This window comes from Streptomyces sp. SudanB52_2052 (genome assembly GCF_964272415.1).
Classification (GTDB): domain Bacteria; phylum Actinomycetota; class Actinomycetes; order Streptomycetales; family Streptomycetaceae; genus Streptomyces; species Streptomyces olindensis.
Map to the genome: position 1 here is coordinate 5,646,802 of NZ_OZ186796.1, position 17,226 is coordinate 5,664,027.

The window sequence follows — 17,226 nt, forward strand, 5'->3', positions numbered from 1 at the left end:
GCCGCGCGACGCGTAGCACATCGGTGCTCGAAAGGGGTGGGTCCGGTGGGAGCGGCGGTGGGGGTTGCGCTCGTCTGATAGATGTGGAGGCCCCCATTTGGCCCCCGAGCAGATACGGGACGACGGACATGAGCGCCCCAACCCCGGCCCCCGGTGACGACAGGCCCCGCGAAGGGTATTACCCGGACCCGTCCATTCCTGGATATGTCCGGTACTGGAACGGTGCCTCCTGGGTACCGGGCACCAGCCGTCCGGCGCCCAAGGACGGCGAGTCGCTCGCGCCGCCGCCCGGTGCGGGAGCGCCGGCCGCCTCGGTCGAGGAGACCGGCCCGCACTTCTTCGACGAGGACCCGGTCGAGGACCGCTCCGCCGCGGACGCCCAGCACGGCAGCCGTCCCGAGCCCGCGTCCGCCTGGGGCGCGGACCGCTCCCGCCAGTCGGGTTTCGGCGGCGACCAGGACCGCCGCGTCTCGTGGGGCGCACCGCAGGGCGCACAGGGCGCGCAGGCGGCTCAGGGGGCTGACCCGAGGATGGCGCACGGGGACCGGCAGCAGCAGGACGGCGAGTCCGTCCCCGCCGACGGCACGTCCACGGCTCGGCCCGCCGACCGGGAGGAGAGCGCCGCGGCCGCCGGCAGCACGTTCGTCTTCCGCCGCCCGACGGGCGAGTCCGGGGGAGGGTCAGCGGCCTCCGCGGACCGCCCCGACGACGGCACGATGACGTTCCGCGCGGTCGCGCCGCGCACGGGCCCGGGCGCGTCCCCGTCCGGCGGCGGCGCGCAGTCGGCGGGCCCCGGCGGCAAGTCCGGCGCCGCGGGCCCCGGTTCGCCGGGCCGCGCGGGTTCCGCGGGCACGGGCGACCCGGCCCGCGGCCCAGCCGGCGCCGCCTTCGGCACCCCGGCCGACGCGGGCGGTCCGGGCGGTCCGGGCAGTGCGAGCGGTCCGGGCAGTGCGTCCGGCTCGGGCGGCGGCTCGGGGTCCGGTTTCGGTGGGCAGGCCGGGGCGGCGGGCCCGGGCGGGAATGCCGGGGCCTCCGGCTTCGGCCCGGCGGGCCCCGGGGGCTCGGCGGGCTCGGCCGCTTCGGGTGGTGGCCCGGCAGGGCCCGCCTTCGGGGCGCAGGCCGCCGGCTCGGGTGGCGGTCCGTCAGGGCCGGCCTTCAGCGCGCAGGGCGGCGCCGCCCCCGCCGGGACCCCGGACCGCCCCGGCTTCGGCGCAGGCAAGGCCGCTGCCGCCCGGGCCGCCGCCGCGCAGGCCGGCGCGGCCGCCTCGACCGCGCTGTCCGGCCCCCAGGCGGCCCCCACTGTCCCTCCGCAGTCCGGCGGGCCGCAGGCCGGTGCCGCCGGCTCCGCCGCCACGCCCCTCGGCTCCGCCGCCACACCCCTCAGCTCCGGCCCCGGCGGCGGTCAGTCCTCCTGGGCGCAGCAGGTGCACCGGCTCGCCGGAGCGGGCGGGGGCGACGAGCAGCCCGTCGCGCCCTGGAAGCCGCCGGTCGACGACCCGTTCCAGGCGGCCGCCCGGCGGCAGGCGGCCGCCCGCCCCGCGGGGCTCGGCAAGCGACTGGCGGCCCGGCTGCTGGACACCGTCGTCCTGGCCGCCGTCACCGCCGTGGCCGCAGTCCCCCTCGGCAGCAAGGCGATCGACCACGTCAACGAGAAGATCGACGCGGCCAAGCTCTCCGGCGAGACGGTCACGGTCTGGCTGCTCGACGGCACCACGTCGGTCTACCTCGGCATCATCCTGGCCGTCCTGCTGCTCGCCGGCGTCGTCTCCGAGGTGCTGCCCACCGCGAAGTGGGGCCGCACCCTGGGCAAGAAGCTCATGGGTCTCGAGGTACGGGACATCGAGGGCCACGACGCACCGGAGTTCGGCGCGGCCCTGCGCCGCTGGCTCGTCTACAGCGTGCCCGGTCTCCTCGCCGTCGGCCTGGTCGGCGTCGCCTGGTGCCTCTTCGACAAGCCGTGGCGGCAGTGCTGGCACGACAAGGCCGCGCACACGTTCGTCGCGGGCTGAGCGGCGGCGACCGCAGGTCCGTCACGGGCCCGCCGCGGATCGCGGCGGTCGGGGGAACAGACGCGGTGCGTCCATGCCTCGGACGGCCGTCCGCCGGATGCGGAGCCAGGGGGTTCGCGGTCGACTCGGGCCATGAGCAGCGAACCGCCCCCCGGCTCCGATCAGCAGCCCCCGGAAGACGACCCGCTCAGGAAGCGGCCCCCGAGCGAGCCGCCCGACGAGGGCACGGGCGGGCCCCACGGCAGCGAACCCCCGCCGTACCCGGATGGCGGTCCCGGTGCGGGCCCTGACGGCGGCTCCGGCGTGGGCCAGGACGGCGGCCCCGGAGGCGGCCCACCCGGCGACGGCCCCTACGGAGGAGGCCCCTACAGCGGTGGCCCGTACGGCGATGGCCCGTACGGCGGTGGCCCCTATCCCGCCGCCCCCGTCTCCGACCTGCCCCCGCTCGCCGACGGCGCCAAGCGCACCCTCGCCCGCCTCATCGACCTGTTCCTGGTCGGCGCCGTCATGTGGCTGGTCACCTGGGGCCTCGACGTCAACGAGTACGACGTGGACACCGACCGCATCGACGTCGCCAAGTCCCTCTGGCGGTCCGTGGTCGCCGCTGTCCTCTACGTCGCCTACGACACCGTCCTGACCGCCAGGACGGGCCAGACCCTGGGCAAGAAACTGATGGGCCTGCGTGTGGTCGACCTCGACAGCGCCGGCACGCCCTCCGCGCAGAACGCGCTGACGCGCGCGGCGGTCCTGTGGCTCCCGTCCACTCTCTGCTGCCCCTGCCTCTGGCTCGTGGTCTGCGGCGGCTGGAGCTTCTTCAACGAGCCCTACAAGCAGGGCCTGCACGACAAGGCGGCCAAAACGGTCGTGGTCAGCGCCAATTGAGGCACAGCGGAAACAACTGGCGTACAGAACAGCACGTAACAGGGCAACGAGCGGTCAGGAAGCCGCCCGCTCGCGCACCGGCTCCTGGGCCGGCGCGGTGACCGGGGCCCGTACGGGCTCCACGGGCGCGGGCTGTTCCACCGCGGCCGGGCGCTTGCCGGGCAGCGGCACCGTCATGGCGACCAGCAGCCCGAGGGCGAGCGCCGCGACGGTGATGACCGCGATCCCGACGCCCGAACTCGTCTGTGACAGCAGGAGCATGGCGAGGGTCGACAGGATCACGGTGCACGAACCGTAGGCGAGCTGTGCGGCAGTCGGACGGGGCATGGCCATCATGTCCTCGAAAGTGGGGGTCCACGGGGGCGTCGGCCTGGCATTCCGCCAGCTTTCGGGCGTTCCGTCAAGCGACTCTAACCGGCAGCGTGCCCGAGCGGAACGAACGGTAAGCGTGACCTAATCAACAAGGGCGGTGCACGGGGGGCGCACGGAGTCATGGCGTCCACCTGGTGGACAGATGTACGCGCCCGGCAGGACGGCGGGGCACGCGATGGTTGTCCGCAAAACGAACCTCGGATCCGCATAGTGCACTTGTCTTGTGCAAGTCAAGGTCTGTCTTTTCTTCTAAACCTCTAGTCAAATGTCGTCACTTGACTACACGCGTCGATCACGCGCGCGCGGACCCTCCACGACCGGGACCCCTTCCTTCCGCGCGCTCGGACGCGGGGGAGGAACTCAAGTGACCAGCAGACCCTGGACGTTCAGAGCGGCTGCCATCGGTGTGGCGCTCGCGGCGGCCACCGCCACCCTCTCGACCTACGGCGTGGCCCAGGCGGACGACGACACCTCCGCTCCCCGGCCCACCACCGTGGACCGTCGCGACCCGGCGGATCACCAGCACGACGAGCACGACCTCGAAGGCCCGCTGAGCAAGACCCAGGAGGCGCAGCGCCAGGAGGCCCTGAACCAGGTCATCTCCGGCAAGGCCACGGTCAAGAACCGTGAGGGCTCCAAGGTCGTCCAGCTCAAGAGCAAGAAGGGCGACAGCAAGTACGTCGAGCTCGGCCGCGAGAAGACCGACAAGATCTTCACGATCCTGGTCGAGTTCGGCGACCAGATCGACAGCCGCTACGGCGGCACCCCCGGCCCGCTGCACAACCAGATACCCAAGCCGGACCGCAAGAAGGACAACTCCACGGCCTGGCGGGCCGACTACGACCGCAAGTACTTCGAGGACCTCTACTTCGGCACCGGCAAGAACACCGAGTCGGTGAAGAAGTACTACGAGAAGCAGTCCTCCGGCCGCTACTCGGTCGAGGGCGAGGTCTCCGACTGGGTCAAGGTCCCCTACAACGAGGCCCGTTACGGCAACAACGCCTGCGGCGACACCAACTGCCCGAGCGTGTGGAACGTCGTCAGCGACGGTCTGAACGCGTGGGTCTCCCAGCAGAAGGCAGCTGGGAAGACCGACGCCGAGATCAAGGCGGACGTGAAGCAGTACGACCAGTGGGACCGCTACGACTTCGACGGTGACGGCGACTTCAACGAGTCCGACGGCTACATCGACCACTTCCAGGTCGTGCACGCCGGTGAGGACGAGTCCGCGGGTGGCGGCGCCCAGGGCACGGACGCGATCTGGGCCCACCGCTGGTACGCCTTCGGCACCGACGCCGGTGCCACCGGCCCCGAGGACAACAAGCTCGGCGGCGCGAAGATCGGCGACACGGGCATCTGGGTCGGCGACTACACCGTCCAGCCGGAGAACGGCGGACTCGGCGTCTACGCCCACGAGTACGGCCACGACCTCGGTCTGCCCGACCACTACGACACCGCGGGCGGCGAGAACTCCACCGGTTTCTGGACGCTGATGTCGTCCGGCTCCTGGCTCGGCACCGGCAGGAACGAGATCGGTGACCTGCCCGGCGACATGACCGCCTGGGACAAGCTCCAGCTGGGCTGGCTGAACTACGACACCGCCAAGGCGGGCGTCAACTCCTGGCACAAGCTGGGCCTCGCCGCGTACAACACCAAGCACAAGCAGGCCCTGGTGGTGGAGCTGCCGAAGAAGCCCGTCACCACCCGCCTCGTCACCCCGGCCCAGGGCGCCACCCAGTGGTGGAGCGGCAGCGGCAACAACCTGAAGAACACGCTGACCCGTTCCGTCGACCTGACCGGGAAGACGTCGGCGTCGCTGACCCTCGACGGCTGGTACGAGATCGAGGCCAACTACGACCACCTCTACGCCGAGGTCTCGACCGACGGCGGTGCCAACTGGACCGCTCTGGACGGCACCGTGGACGGCAAGCCGATCCCGCGTGACGGCAGCGACAAGCCGGCCCTGAGCGGCGCGGTCGACGGCTACAAGAAGCTGGCGTACTCCCTGGACGCCTACGCGGGCAAGAAGTTCGACCTGCGCTTCCGCTACCAGACCGACGGCGGCCTGGCGATGAAGGGCTTCGCGGCCGACCGGATCGCCGTGACCGCCGACGGCGCCACCATCTTCTCCGACGACGCCGAGTCCGCGGACGCGGCCTGGACGGCGAAGGGCTTCTCCCGCATGGGCGAGTCCTTCACCAAGGACTACGCGCAGTACTACATCGCGGAGAACCGCCAGTACGTGTCGTACGACAAGACCCTCAAGGTTGGCCCGTACAACTTCGGCTTCACAGACACCCGTCCGGACTGGGTGGAGCACTACGCGTACCAGAACGGCCTGCTGATCTGGAAGTGGGACACCTCCCAGGCGGACAACAACACCAGCGAGCACCCGGGCACCGGTCTGCTGCTGCCGGTCGACTCGCACCCGACGCCCATGAAGTGGGCCGACGGCACGCTGATGCGCAACCGCATCCAGAGCTACGACGCGCCGTTCAGCACGTTCCGCACGGACGGCATGACGCTGCACAAGGCGGGCGTGGCGACCCGCATCCCGTCGTCGAAGGGCGTGCCGGTCTTCAACGACCGCACCCACGACTACTACGACGAGTCGAACGAGGCCGCCGGCGTCAAGATCACTGACACCAACACCAAAATCAAGATCCTCAAGGAGGCCGGCGACGGCTCGACGATCGAGCTCGAGGTCGGCCCCGCGGTGAAGTAGATCGCGTTTTAGCAGGTCAGGGCATGATCGGCGGTGACCCACTGGCGGGTCACCGCCGATCCGTGTTTAGGTGCGTCCTGTGGCTCGCTTATTGACACCGACCGACACGGGGGTATGACCACATGGCCGCAGGAGGTTTCTGCAAGTTGCCGAACGGCACGGTGGTGGTGGCACTGAACCTGCCCAGCCCCGCCGCCGACGGCCCCGGCGCCGTCCGCGTCCTGGTGCATTCCGCGAACCGCGCCCGAGCCCTGACCAGGCTCCGCAACCTCGGCCTGCGCTCGGTGTACCTGCGGGGCAACGCCGCCCCGCCGACCCCCGACGAGGTCACCGCGGTCCTCCACCACCCGGACGGCCTCATATGGCGCACGGCCCCCGACAACGGTGTCGTCGGCAGCCCGGACCTGGTGCAGGAGCTGTGGCGCCCGATCAGGTCGCTGCTGCGGCGCCCGGCGACTCCCGCGTAGAGCGTCCGGCAGCCGGAAAATCTCCCCCGGGGCGAACGTTTCCCCCTGCTCCTCCGTCTCAGTAGCGATGGTGCCGTCTAGGGGATGCGGTGGGGGACTGTGCTGGCCGAGGAACAGGATCTTCTCAGCGTCGCGCAGATCCGCCGTGTCAAGGCGGTGCTGGCGCTGGGCGGAGTCCCACGGGACGATCACGCCGACGGCGTACAGCAGGTGCGGCTCCGCCTGATCGAACGGCTCGCCCGGGGGGCCGAGGCGCCCCGGGACCTGGGCGCGTGGGCCGTGGCGGTGGCCTCCAACTACGCGGTGGACTGGCACCGCGGCAGGAACCGGCAGGAGCGCGTCAGCGAGCGGCTCAAGACCATGGGCGCGTGGCGGGAGACCGTGCCGGGACCGGAGGACGAGCTGCTCACGCTGGCCGTCGCCGAGGGCCTCGACGCGCTGCCCGCGCTCCAGCGGCAGGTGCTGATCCTGCGGTACTACGCGGACCTGACCGTGCCCCGGATCGCCGAGGTGCTGGCCATACCGGCCGGCACGGTCAAGAGCCGTCTGCACGCGGCTGTCCGGGCCATGCGGGAACGTCTCGAAGCGGATGCGGTGGTGGAGCGGTGAAGGACGCGCGGTCGGGAGACCCGGAGATGGAGGCCCTCATGGGGGAGAAGCTGAGGTTCATCGGAGGTCTCCTGGAGGAGGACGAGCAGCCGGCAGCCGCCCCGCCCCCGGCGAGGCGCGGCAACCGGGTCCGCAACGCGCTCCTGGCGTCCCTGGGCCTCGCGGCGTCGGCGGCGCTGCTCCTCACCCTGTGGGCCCCCTGGTCCTCTCCTGAGGAGACGGAGGCGAAGCCCGACCAGTCGGGGATCGTCGCCTGCTCGAAGCTGATCGTGACGGGCACGGTGAGCGGTACGGAGGCCGCGGGTGACGAAAAGGTGCGCATCCGGCTGAACGTCGAGAAATATCTCAAGCCCTCGACCGGCCCCGAAAAAGCGGAATTCCTGGTACCGCAAGAAGACGGTGCGGCCTATAAAACGGGAGCGCGAGTTCTGGTGAGCGTCTCGCGGTTCGACGGCGAGGTGCCGCTGCTTTTCACGGGCGGGGAGATCGGGCCGACGTGGGAATGGATGGAAGCGGAAGTCAGTAATCCTGATGCCCCCGCCTGCTCGGGGCGCGGATAGAAAATATTCCCCTTCCTCGATGATCCCCCACCTGCTACTGTCGGCGCGATCACAGTCAGGGAAAGATTTCTTTCTGTCTCCGTGGGGGGCTTGTGAAAGTGAAATCAGGGGGATTCCTGCGTGCACTCGCCGCCGCGGCGGTGATCGGGGCCGTGGCGGCCGGGATCGCCACGTCCTCGGCTTCGGCGGAAGGGTCGTCCTCCGCGGCGGGCTCCTCCGCGCACCGTGACGCGCACCCGGAACGGGTCGTGCACGGCCGGGAGGACTTCAGCTTCAGCACCGTGAACGCGTTGGTGGGAACGTCCCCGGTCCTCGTGCGCGGGACGGTGCTGAGCGCCGAGCCCGGCCGGAAGGTCGGCAGCGCGGAGGACGGCGGCATCGACCAGGCGCGCAACGTCAAGCTCCGGGTCGACGCCGTGATGAAGAACAGCGGCTACGAGGTCCCGTCGACCATCACGGTCGAGGAGTGGGGCTGGGACGGGGCCGGCAACGCCTACCAGATGGAGCACCTCACCTGGAGCCAGGTGGGCGACACCGGCTACTTCTTCCTGGACAAGGATGTCATGCTCACGACATGGAGGTATGTGAGCAGTCAGGGCAGGGTCCTGGTCAAGGACGGGCTCACGAAGTCCTCCGCCGACCCTGAGGGGCCGCTGTTCCCGCTGATCGAGGGGCGGACCAACACGGACTTCTACGCGGAGCTCAAGCGGCTGCTCGACCCGGCCAACGCCGGGCAGCTCACCGTCCTGCCGCAGCCCGTGCCGGCCAACGGCGACCAGCAGAACGAGGTGCCCGACGACGGTGCCAGCGAGCCGGTGCCGGACGACTCGACGAACGACGGCTCCGAGCCGACCCCGTACCCGTCGTCCACGTGACGCCGCCCGGTCCTGTCCTCGCCTCGTCTCGCCTCGCAAGGGAGTAGAACATCGTGAAGAGCTCGCGCAGACTCATGGCCGTCGTGGCGGTGTCCGCGGCCCTCGCCCTGAGCGTGCCGTTCACCGCGCACGCCGGCCACGACGACAACGGAACCGACCCGGACAACCGGAACCAGGCGGTCAAGGGGTTCAGCCTCACCACCAACGGCACCAAGGCGATGAACCACGGCAAGAGCCAGCTGGAGAGAAGTGTCATCACCACGTCGTGGGGCGGCGGTGACATCGAGGTCTACGACTCCAATTACGGCGACAACGGCTGGCACGGGAAGGCCGACTGCACCGACTGGAACGCGCTGTGGACGTCCTGCGACATCATGCGGGTGCGTTTCAACACCTACCAGTACAAGACGGCGTCCCAATGGAAGAGCCTGGGCTGCCACGAATTCGGCCACACCGGGGACCTCGGCCACCGCAGCAGGAGCAATGACACGGACAACAATTCGTGCATGCGCGTGGAGATCTGGCCGCAGTACTACGACCAGCACGACCTGAACGCCATCAAGGCGGGTACGTGATGTCGAAGGTATTGTGGGTCGTCAGCTGTGCCGCCGTCGCCGCCGCCGCATTCTTCGCGGTCACCTGGATGCGCACGGGCGGGGAAGGCGTCGATGTGGACGCCTTCCGGAAAACAGCCGCGGCGACGGAATTCTGCGAGGAGGCCGCACCGCTCGACCTCTCCCATGCGGAGGAACTGACTCCGCACGATCGCCGGCACGTCATCCAGGACCTCCAGGCCATGGCGCCCGGCGGCATCGTCGAGGAGTTCGACCGGCTCCTGGAGTGGTACGCGCACCCCGAGGAGGACGAGCGGGACAGGTCGAAGCAGGCCAGCGTCCGCGTCGGCGAGTTCATCGAGCGGAGCTGCGACGACATCAACATCGGAGGAATCCGCGCCTAGCGGTCACCGACGGTCGCTGAAGGTCACCGGCGGTCGCCCCGGGCCCACGGCCCCGGCGGCCGCCGGACACCTACTGCACGACCGGCTTCCCCGAGAGCTCCACGCCCGCTTCCCGCAGCTCCTCCAGGGCCCGCTCGGTGGTCTCCTGGGCCACCCCGGCCGTGAGGTCGAGCAGGACGTGGGTGCGGAAGCCCTCCTTCGCGGCGTCCAGGGCTGTGGCGCGGACGCAGTGGTCCGTGGCGATGCCGACGACGTCGACCTCGGTGACCTCGCGCGAGCGGAGCCAGTCGGCCAGCTTCGTGCCGTTCTCGTCCGTGCCCTCGAAACCGCTGTACGCCGCCGCGTACGCCCCCTTGTCGAACACCGCGTCGATCGACCCGGAGGCGACCGCGGGGGCGAAGTTGGGATGGAAGCCGACGCCCTCCGTGCCGGCGACGCAGTGCGCGGGCCAGGAGCGGACGTAGTCGGGGTTGGTGGAGAAGTGCCCGCCGGGCGCGATGTGGTGGTCGCGGGTGGCCACCACGTGCTGGTAGCCGGACCCGCCCGCCTGTCCGATCAGCTCGGTGACGGCGGCGGCCACATCGGCACCGCCGGCCACCGCGAGGCTGCCCCCCTCGCAGAAGTCGTTCTGCACGTCTACGACGATCAAGGCGCGGCGCATGGTCGGTGTCCTTCGGCTATGAGGTCGGCAAGCCCGGCCGGTGAACTTCCGAGCCTATTGACTTGGGGGAGGAGACGGGAGGGGCACGGGTCGGCGCATCGCTGCACACCCGTTCGTGCGGGGCTGTCCGGCAGGCTCTAACTACCCGAAGGCTCCTGGACATACTCCGTCGGAATGACCGGCTCCCCGCGCGAGAGCTGCGTCGCCGACATCGGCAGGCCCCCGCGCGCCGCCGCGTGCCGGTCGCGCGCCGCGTCCAGCGGTTCGCGGGCCACGACCTCGCCGCCCTTGACCAGCTCCACCAGCAGCTGCCGGTCCGCGAGCGCGGCCGGCACCCGCCCGGTGCCGATCACCTCGGCCTCGGCGACCCCGTAGGAGTCCAGCCGCCGCGCGGCCCACTTGCGCCCGCCCACCGACGTCTTGCCGCCGCTGGACTTCTTCGCCACCGGCACCAGCGGCGCCTTCGGGTCGGCGGACTCGGCCCGCGCGACGAGCTTGTAGACCATGGAGGAGGTCGGGTGGCCGGAGCCGGTCACCAGCTGCGTGCCGACGCCGTAGGCGTCCACGGGCGCCGCCGCCAGCGAGGCGATCGCGTACTCGTCCAGATCCGAGGTCACGATGATCTTCGTGTCCGTCGCGCCCAGCTCGTCCAGTTGCTGCCGCACCCGGTGCGCCACCAGCAGCAGGTCGCCGGAGTCGATCCGCACCGCTCCCAGCTCGGTCCCGGCGACCTCGACGGCCGTCCGGACCGCCTCGGCGACGTCGTAGGTGTCCACCAGCAGTGTGGTGCCCCGGCCCAGCGTGTTCACCTGCGCCTGGAAGGCGTCCCGCTCGCTGTCGTGCAGCAGGGTGAAGGCGTGCGCGGAGGTGCCGACGGTGGGGATGCCGTAGCGGAAGCCGGCGGCGAGGTCGGAGGTGGTGGAGAAGCCGCCGACGTACGCGGCCCGGGAGGCCGCCACGGCCGCCAGTTCGTGGGTGCGCCGGGCGCCCATCTCGATCAGCGGCCGGTCGCCCGCGGCGGCCGACATCCGCGAGGCGGCCGCGGCGATCGCCGAGTCGTGGTTGAGGATCGACAGGATCACGGTCTCCAGCAGCACGCACTCGGCGAAGGTGCCCTCCACCCGCATGATCGGCGAACCCGGGAAGTACACCTCGCCCTCGGGGTAGCCCCAGATGTCCCCGCTGAAGCGGTAGCCGGCGAGCCAGTCCAGGGTCTGCTCGTCGACGATCTCCCGCTCGCGCAGGAAGCCGAGGACGCCCGCGTCGAAGCGGAAGTTCTCCACCGCGTCCAGCACGCGCCCGGTGCCCGCCACGACGCCGTAGCGGCGCCCGTTCGGCAGCCGCCGGGTGAAGACCTCGAACACGCTGCGCCGCTCGGCCGTGCCCGCCTTGAGGGCGCCTTGCAGCATGGTCAGCTCGTACTGGTCCGTGAAGAGCGCCGTCGAGGGAACATCCACCGGCAGCCCAAGGTCCGCTGTGTTCATGGTGAGGAGCGTACCCCCATTGCGTCAATCTGACGATTGCGTCTCCGGGAGACGCGATCGCCTTACTGCCAGGCCCGTTTGTGCGACTACCCCCCTCGGGTGGCAGCATGGGCAGTGTGACGTCACCCGCGCCCCTGGAGATCGAACGCACCGAGTCGGCGGAGGAGGTCTTCGCCGTACCCGAGCCGGACGTCCCCTGGGTCACCATCGTCCACAACGACCCGGTCAACCTCATGAGCTACGTGACGTACGTCTTCCAGACGTACTTCGGCTACTCCAAGGACAAGGCCACCAAGCTCATGCTCGACGTCCACCACAAGGGCCGGGCGGTCGTCTCCAGCGGCAGCCGCGAGGAGATGGAACGCGATGTGCAGGCCATGCACGGCTACGGCCTGTGGGCCACCCTCCAGCAGGACCGCAAGTAGCCAGCAGCCCGCCCAGCAGTGAAAAGGCGTTCATGCCCGGAACCTTCGAACCGCTTCCCGGCGGCGGCGCGGCCGTCGCCCTCGACGACGTCGAGATCTCCATCATCCGGTCGCTGGCCGTCCAGCTCCTGGAGCTGATCGGCCCCGGCCCCGCCGCGGACGCCCCGGACGACCCGCTCGCCGGGCTGTTCGCGGAGGGCCCGAGCGAGCCGCCCACCGACCCGGTGCTCAAGCGGCTCTTCCCGGACGCCTACAGCGACCCCGAGCAGCCCGCCTCGCCCCGGGACGCCGAGGAGCAGCGGGCCTACTCCGCCGAGTTCCGCCGCTACACCGAGAACGACCTGCGGGCCGGCAAGCGGGACAACGCCCTCGCGGTGATCCGCTCCCTGGACGCGCTCGCCTCGGCCGCGGCCGGCGAGGGCGGAGCGGTGCTGAAGCTGTCGCCGGCGGAGTCCCAGCAGTGGCTCGGCGCGCTGAACGACCTGCGCCTCGCGATCGGCTCCCGCCTGGAGATCACCGACGAGGAGGACACCGACCTCCTGTACCGGCTCCCGGACGAGGACCCGCGCAAGCCGATGGTGATGGCCTACCTGTGGCTGGGTGGACTCCAGGAGACGCTGGTCGGAACGCTTATGCCCTGATCCGTGTGGATTTCGTGACCGCCGGGTGGCCCTTCGGTGTTCGCTCAGAGGACACTCAAATCCGGATAACGATCGCGTCACCGCACCCGCCTTCTATGGCCTCTTCGGGTGCGCTTTGTCCAAATTTTCCTGTGCGGTGCGCCACATCGCGCCTCTGTGATCAGTATTGCGGCCGTGATAAATCTTCACGACCGCCCGGCGAGCACCACCCGAATGTTCGGCCGGGTGCGCCACCGAGCCGGCAACCGCCGGCCAGGCACGAGCGGGCTCCCGAGATCCGCTCAGCTCCATCAATCCGGGGGGATCGAGACCCGATCCGAGGCCGACGAGAGGCCCGGGTCGGCATGGAGAAAGGCGCACCACACATGACCTCTGCGCAGGTCGACACGGACACCGTGCCCGAAGAGGGGTACGAGCGCGGACTCGGCAGCCGCCAAGTCCAGATGATCGCGATCGGCGGCGCCATCGGCGTCGGCCTGTTCATGGGTGCCGGAGCGAACATCGCCAAGGCAGGCCCCAGCATCATCCTCATGTACGCCCTCGCGGGCGTCGTCATCTTCTTCATCATGCGGGCCCTGGGCGAACTGCTCCTCTACCGGCCCGTCTCCGGCTCCTTCGCCGAGTACGCCCGCGAGTTCCTCGGCCCGTTCTTCGGGTTCGTCACGGGCTGGACGTACTGGCTCATGTGGGTGGTCACCGGCATGGCCGAGCTCACGGCCGCCGCGATCTACATCCACTTCTGGTTCCCGGAGATCCCGCAGTGGGTCAGCGCCCTGGTGTTCCTGGTGGTGCTCTTCGGCGTCAACCTGATCTCCGTCAAGATCTTCGGCGAGGTCGAGTTCTGGTTCTCGATGATCAAGGTCACGGCCATCATCGGCATGATCGTCATCGGCCTCGGCGTGCTCACCCTCGGCTTCTCCGACGCCGGTGACACCGCCACCGTCTCCAACCTCTGGGCGCACGACGGCTTCTTCCCGAACGGCATCGGCTCCAGCCTGATGACCCTCCAGGGCGTCATGTTCGCCTACCTCGCCGTCGAGCTCGTCGGCGTCACCGCGGGCGAGTCCGAGAACCCCGAGAAGACCCTGCCCAAGGCCATCAACACCCTGCCCTGGCGCATCATCGTCTTCTACGTCGGTGCCCTGCTGGTGATCCTCTCCGTCGTGAAGTGGACCGAGTTCTCCGCGGGCGAGAGCCCCTTCGTCCACGCCTTCGGCGAGATCGGCATCCCGCTCGCCGCGGGCATCGTCAACTTCGTGGTGCTCACCGCGGCCCTGTCGTCCTGCAACTCGGGCATGTACTCCACCGGCCGCATGCTGCGCGACCTGGCCGCCAACAGCGAGGCCCCGCAGGCGTTCGGCAAGCTCAACGCCCGCAAGACGCCCGCCGTCGGCATCACGGTCTCCGTGGCCCTCATGGGCATCGGCGTCGTCCTGAACTACGTCGTCCCGGAGAAGGCGTTCCTCTACGTCACCTCCGTCGCCACCGCGGCCGGCATCTGGACCTGGATGATGATCCTCGTCAGCCACATCCGCTACCGCGCCGCGGTCGACGCGGGCCGGCTGCGCGCCTCGTCCTTCCCCGCCCCCGGCGGAGCGCTCTTCAGCTGGGTCGCGCTCCTCTTCCTCGTCGGCGTGACCTGCATGATCGCCTACGACAAGGACGCCCGGATCTGCCTGTACGTCGCGGCCGGCTGGGCCGTCGCCCTCGGCATCGGCTGGGCGGTCCTCAAGAGCCGCAACCCGCAGATCGCCGAGCGCCGCGACGCGGAGTTCGAGAAGGTCGGCTGACGGGCCTGCCGACGCCCAGCCGCAGGGAGTTCTCGTGGCACTCCCTGCGGCTGCCGCTCAGGGCGTCCGGCATGTGGGCCGTTCCGTACCAACCCTCGGTACGGAACGGCCCTTCTGCTTATCCTGACGAGCATGCTGACCATCACCCAGGCCCTCGTCGACCAGATCGTCGCCCACGCCCGCAAGGACCACCCCGACGAGGCGTGCGGCGTCGTCGCGGGCCCGGCGGGCTCGGACCGCCCCGAGCGCTTCATCCCCATGCTGAACGCGGCCATGTCGCCCACGTTCTACGAGTTCGACTCCGGCGACCTGCTCAAGCTCTACCGCGAGATGGACGACCGCGACGAGGAGCCCGTGGTCATCTACCACTCCCACACGGCCACCGAGGCCTACCCCTCGCGCACCGACATCTCCTACGCGAACGAGCCCGGCGCGCACTACGTCCTGGTCTCCACCGCCGACACCGACGGCGCCGGCGAGTTCCAGTTCCGCTCCTTCCGGATCGTCGAGGGCGAGGTCACCGAGGAGGAGGTCACCGTCGTCGAGACGTACTGAGCAGGCCCTGGAGCCGGAAATCTCGACATGCGGATGAATATCGTCCGAAGTGTGGGATCACACTCCGGAGGCCCGACCGGGAATCGATACGATGAGCCCATGGTTTTCCACGACGTGAGCGAAAAGACGCCGGGCGATCTGCTCGTGGCGCGGCTGCACGTCGACCTGTGCAGGCTCGCCAGCGCCATCTGTTGACGCAGCACCCTGCCGCCGTACGGCCGTGAGCCGCGGCGAAACGCTCCCTCTGCGTACGACCACGCAAGCCCGCGCCGCCGCGCGCCACCAACCGACGACACCTTCCGACAGGAGCCCTGAGCCATGGCCATCGAGGTCCGCATCCCGACCATCCTCCGCCAGTACACCGACGGCCAGAAGGCGGTGGAGGGCACCGGGGACACCCTCGCCGAGCTGTTCACCGACCTCGAGACCCGGCATGCGGGCATCCAGGCCCGCATCGTGGACGGCGACCAGCTGCGCCGCTTCGTCAACGTCTACCTGAACGACGAGGACGTCCGCTTCCTCGACGGCATCAACACCAAGCTGTCGGACGGCGACAACGTCACGATCCTGCCGGCCGTGGCCGGCGGCATGGTCTGATCACCGATGCGCTACGACTCACCCCTGGCCGCGGTCGGCAACACCCCCCTGGTGCGCCTGCCGCGGCTGTCGCCGTCCCCCGACGTCCGCATCTGGGCGAAGCTGGAGGACCGCAACCCGACCGGCTCGGTCAAGGACCGCCCGGCCCTGCACATGATCGAGCAGGCGGAGAAGGACGGCCGCCTCACCCCGGGCTGCACGATCCTGGAGCCCACCTCGGGCAACACCGGCATCTCCCTGGCCATGGCGGCGAAGCTCAAGGGCTACCGCATCGTGTGCGTGATGCCCGAGAACACCTCGCAGGAACGCCGTGACCTGCTGGCCATGTGGGGCGCCGAGATCATCTCCTCCCCGGCCGCGGGCGGCTCCAACACCGCCGTGCGCGTCGCCAAGGAACTCTCGGCGGAGCACCCGGACTGGGTGATGCTCTACCAGTACGGCAACCCGGACAACGCGGGCGCCCACTACGCGACCACGGGCCCCGAGATCCTCGCCGACCTGCCCTCCGTCACGCACTTCGTGGCGGGCCTCGGCACCACCGGCACGCTCATGGGCGTGGGCCGCTTCCTGCGCGAGCAGAAGCCGGACATCCAGATCGTCGCGGCCGAACCGCGCTACGACGACCTCGTCTACGGCCTGCGCAACCTGGACGAGGGCTTCGTGCCCGAGCTGTACGACGCGTCCGTCCTCACCAGCCGCTTCTCGGTCGGCTCGGCCGACGCGGTCACCCGTACCCGCGAACTGCTCCAGCAGGAGGGCATCTTCGCCGGTGTTTCGACGGGCGCCGCGCTGCACGCCGCGATCGGCGTCGGCAGGAAGGCCGTGAAGGCCGGGGAGCCCGCCGACATCGTGTTCGTCGTCGCCGACGGCGGCTGGAAGTACCTGTCGACCGGCGTCTACACGGCGGCCACGACCGAGGAGGCCATCGAGACGCTCCAGGGCCAGCTCTGGGCGTAGCCGGCGGCGAGAACGGACGACGAGAACCGACAAGAAGGGCTGGGGCCGCGACCCCAGCCTTTTTTGCTGCTCACCCCGCCAGGTACCGCACCTGGTCCCACAGCGCGGGATCCACCACCCCGACCCGCCGCCGGAAGCCCCACACCGGTACCTCGCGCAGCTCGTCCGTCTCGAGGAAGCTCGCGCGGCCCTGCGTGTCGCCGACCGAGCCCGGGGGGAGCGGGATGACGCCGGTGCGCGCGTCACGGAAGCGGGTGGTGATCTTCGCGACGGTGGCCCGCTCGCCGCGCACCGCCAGCACCAGGCAGGGCCGGTCCTTCGTCCGGGCCTCGTCCTCGTAGGGGACGTCCGCCCACCAGATCTCCGCCGGCTGCGGTCGTCCCGTCACCGTGCCCGGTGCCGTCACCGCGGCCCGCCGCTCCCGCCACCGCCGACCGCGCCCCCAGCCGTCGACGAGCGTGGCGACGAGCGCGAGCAGTACCACCGCGGCGAGCGCCAGCCACCAGGACGTGTCCATACTGAGACGTTACCGGCGCCATCCCTCCAGCGCGCCCCCCTCGCGAGGATCACCCCCGGGCCTGCCAGCCGAACCGGTGACAGCACAGGTGAGTTCGCCCACAACAGCCCTTGGCGGAGGAGCTACCGGAGGTTTTGCGCCT

General features: G+C 70.4%; 20 protein-coding genes. 16 read left to right on the forward strand and 4 right to left on the reverse strand.

The window, feature by feature from the left end:
* The first annotated feature begins 128 nt into the window (after positions 1 to 128).
* Both ACSUPV_RS25200 and ACSUPV_RS25205 read left to right on the forward strand, forming a co-directional pair.
* Entirely contained in the window at positions 129 to 2,009 is a 1,881-nt protein-coding gene (locus ACSUPV_RS25200) for an RDD family protein (RefSeq protein WP_436948607.1), read from the forward strand.
* Between the two features lie 132 nt (positions 2,010 to 2,141).
* Complete coding sequence (locus tag ACSUPV_RS25205; protein ID WP_031113190.1) at positions 2,142 to 2,891, forward strand: RDD family protein; 750 nt, start codon at positions 2,142 to 2,144, stop codon at positions 2,889 to 2,891.
* A gap of 54 nt (positions 2,892 to 2,945) precedes the next feature.
* On the opposite strand, the gene ACSUPV_RS25210 is transcribed toward ACSUPV_RS25205, so the two are convergent.
* Positions 2,946 to 3,224 (reverse strand): hypothetical protein, encoded by a 279-nt coding sequence (locus tag ACSUPV_RS25210; RefSeq protein WP_031113191.1) that lies wholly within the window; start codon positions 3,222 to 3,224, stop codon positions 2,946 to 2,948.
* 403 nt (positions 3,225 to 3,627) lie between these two features.
* Between ACSUPV_RS25210 and ACSUPV_RS25215 the strand changes: the two genes are divergently transcribed.
* The 7 genes from ACSUPV_RS25215 to ACSUPV_RS25245 all read left to right on the forward strand — a co-directional run bounded on the left by ACSUPV_RS25215 (position 3,628) and on the right by ACSUPV_RS25245 (position 9,457).
* Positions 3,628 to 5,988, forward strand: coding sequence for an immune inhibitor A domain-containing protein (locus tag ACSUPV_RS25215; protein WP_436948608.1), 2,361 nt, complete (start codon positions 3,628 to 3,630; stop codon positions 5,986 to 5,988).
* A 122-nt stretch (positions 5,989 to 6,110) separates the two neighbouring features.
* Entirely contained in the window at positions 6,111 to 6,455 is a 345-nt protein-coding gene (locus ACSUPV_RS25220) for a hypothetical protein (RefSeq protein WP_031113195.1), read from the forward strand.
* Positions 6,456 to 6,539: 84 nt separating this feature from the next.
* The gene (locus tag ACSUPV_RS25225) at positions 6,540 to 7,064 is read left to right on the forward strand and encodes an RNA polymerase sigma factor (RefSeq protein WP_031113196.1); all 525 of its coding nucleotides are present in this window, start codon (positions 6,540 to 6,542) and stop codon (positions 7,062 to 7,064) included.
* A 38-nt stretch (positions 7,065 to 7,102) separates the two neighbouring features.
* The gene (locus ACSUPV_RS25230) at positions 7,103 to 7,624 is read left to right on the forward strand and encodes a hypothetical protein (RefSeq protein ID WP_436948609.1); all 522 of its coding nucleotides are present in this window, start codon (positions 7,103 to 7,105) and stop codon (positions 7,622 to 7,624) included.
* Positions 7,625 to 7,722: 98 nt separating this feature from the next.
* On the forward strand, positions 7,723 to 8,499 hold the full coding sequence (locus ACSUPV_RS25235) for a hypothetical protein (protein ID WP_359791252.1): 777 nt from the start codon (positions 7,723 to 7,725) through the stop codon (positions 8,497 to 8,499).
* Positions 8,500 to 8,552: 53 nt separating this feature from the next.
* Positions 8,553 to 9,074, forward strand: coding sequence for a hypothetical protein (locus ACSUPV_RS25240; RefSeq protein WP_359791254.1), 522 nt, complete (start codon positions 8,553 to 8,555; stop codon positions 9,072 to 9,074).
* Positions 9,074 to 9,457, forward strand: a complete 384-nt coding sequence (locus ACSUPV_RS25245) for a hypothetical protein (RefSeq protein WP_031113203.1) — start codon at positions 9,074 to 9,076, stop codon at positions 9,455 to 9,457. Before ACSUPV_RS25240 ends, ACSUPV_RS25245 begins: the two co-directional genes overlap by 1 nt.
* A gap of 70 nt (positions 9,458 to 9,527) precedes the next feature.
* On the opposite strand, the gene ACSUPV_RS25250 is transcribed toward ACSUPV_RS25245, so the two are convergent.
* Entirely contained in the window at positions 9,528 to 10,118 is a 591-nt protein-coding gene (locus ACSUPV_RS25250; protein WP_037766740.1) for an isochorismatase family protein, read from the reverse strand.
* A gap of 137 nt (positions 10,119 to 10,255) precedes the next feature.
* Positions 10,256 to 11,602 (reverse strand): nicotinate phosphoribosyltransferase, encoded by a 1,347-nt coding sequence (locus ACSUPV_RS25255; protein WP_382609717.1) that lies wholly within the window; start codon positions 11,600 to 11,602, stop codon positions 10,256 to 10,258.
* A gap of 107 nt (positions 11,603 to 11,709) precedes the next feature.
* Here ACSUPV_RS25255 and clpS point away from each other — a divergent pair, with 107 nt between their 5' ends.
* The 7 genes from clpS (at position 11,710) to ACSUPV_RS25290 (ending at position 16,567) form a co-directional block, all read left to right on the forward strand.
* Positions 11,710 to 12,027, forward strand: coding sequence for an ATP-dependent Clp protease adapter ClpS (gene clpS, locus ACSUPV_RS25260; protein WP_010039975.1), 318 nt, complete (start codon positions 11,710 to 11,712; stop codon positions 12,025 to 12,027).
* 32 nt (positions 12,028 to 12,059) lie between these two features.
* On the forward strand, positions 12,060 to 12,668 hold the full coding sequence (locus tag ACSUPV_RS25265) for a DUF2017 domain-containing protein (RefSeq protein WP_359791261.1): 609 nt from the start codon (positions 12,060 to 12,062) through the stop codon (positions 12,666 to 12,668).
* 365 nt (positions 12,669 to 13,033) lie between these two features.
* Positions 13,034 to 14,458, forward strand: a complete 1,425-nt coding sequence (locus ACSUPV_RS25270; protein ID WP_031113211.1) for an amino acid permease — start codon at positions 13,034 to 13,036, stop codon at positions 14,456 to 14,458.
* A gap of 132 nt (positions 14,459 to 14,590) precedes the next feature.
* The gene (locus ACSUPV_RS25275; RefSeq protein WP_031113212.1) at positions 14,591 to 15,013 is read left to right on the forward strand and encodes a Mov34/MPN/PAD-1 family protein; all 423 of its coding nucleotides are present in this window, start codon (positions 14,591 to 14,593) and stop codon (positions 15,011 to 15,013) included.
* A 99-nt stretch (positions 15,014 to 15,112) separates the two neighbouring features.
* A complete protein-coding gene (locus ACSUPV_RS25280; protein ID WP_311688247.1) occupies positions 15,113 to 15,208 on the forward strand; it encodes a putative leader peptide in 96 nt (31 codons plus the stop codon).
* A gap of 123 nt (positions 15,209 to 15,331) precedes the next feature.
* Positions 15,332 to 15,610 carry a MoaD/ThiS family protein gene (locus ACSUPV_RS25285; protein ID WP_031113213.1) on the forward strand — a complete coding sequence of 93 codons (279 nt, stop codon included), beginning with the start codon at positions 15,332 to 15,334 and terminating at the stop codon, positions 15,608 to 15,610.
* A 6-nt stretch (positions 15,611 to 15,616) separates the two neighbouring features.
* Entirely contained in the window at positions 15,617 to 16,567 is a 951-nt protein-coding gene (locus ACSUPV_RS25290; protein WP_382609712.1) for a PLP-dependent cysteine synthase family protein, read from the forward strand.
* A 70-nt stretch (positions 16,568 to 16,637) separates the two neighbouring features.
* On the opposite strand, the gene ACSUPV_RS25295 is transcribed toward ACSUPV_RS25290, so the two are convergent.
* A complete protein-coding gene (locus tag ACSUPV_RS25295) occupies positions 16,638 to 17,084 on the reverse strand; it encodes a type II toxin-antitoxin system PemK/MazF family toxin (RefSeq protein WP_031113216.1) in 447 nt (148 codons plus the stop codon).
* Positions 17,085 to 17,226 lie beyond the last annotated feature (142 nt).